The organism is Anaerococcus sp. HMSC068A02, from assembly GCF_001811125.1.
In the GTDB taxonomy this organism is placed as follows: domain Bacteria; phylum Bacillota; class Clostridia; order Tissierellales; family Peptoniphilaceae; genus Anaerococcus; species Anaerococcus vaginalis_C.
The window spans coordinates 1-659 of record NZ_KV803721.1 but is presented as its reverse complement, the minus strand read 5'-3'; the positions used below and the strand labels follow the sequence as shown (position 1 = coordinate 659).

Here is a 659-nt window from a genome sequence, read left to right as displayed (position 1 = left end):
GCCTTTCTTCGTTTCTTGGTTTTGTAGTCTACACTAATTGTCTTTCCCAATACAGTATGTCCCATATATTCTTGCTTTTCTAAGATATAGCTTACTGTGGTTGGTGTCCAAAAATATGGGTCTTCTATTCCTCTTTTCTTGGAGCTGTGGTTATTTTCAGGATAGTGTATTTCTGCATAGGCTGATGGAATAAGGACTTTATCTTTGGTTAGTATATCTGCTATCTGAGTTACTCCATATCCCTCTATTACAAGCCTATAAATGCGTTTTACGACCTTTGAACTCTCTTTATCGACAAGTAGCTCCTGTTTGTTCTTAGGGTTTCTATAATAGCCGTATGGAACGCTGGGTGATACTCTTTTACCCTCTTCCATTCTTGCTCTAAAGATGGATTGTATTTTTCTTGAGGTATCTCTTGCATACCATTCATTCATAATATTTAGAAATGGGGTAAAGTCGCTTTCTGCTTGTTTTTCGCTATCTATTCCGTTATTGATGGCAATAAATCTTACTCCCTTTTCTTTGAAAAGTATTTCGGTATAAAAACCTACTTTGAGGTAATCTCTGCCAAACCTGCTCATATCTTTTACTATCACAGTAGATACTTTGTTTTCTTCTACTGCTTTTATCATCTTTTGAAATCCCTCTCTATCAAAGGT

General features: G+C 36.0%; 1 protein-coding gene. It reads right to left on the bottom strand.

Annotated elements, in window-relative coordinates:
- A partial coding sequence (locus HMPREF2782_RS02720; RefSeq protein WP_186821645.1) for a recombinase family protein occupies positions 1–659 on the bottom strand: 659 nt, incomplete at both ends.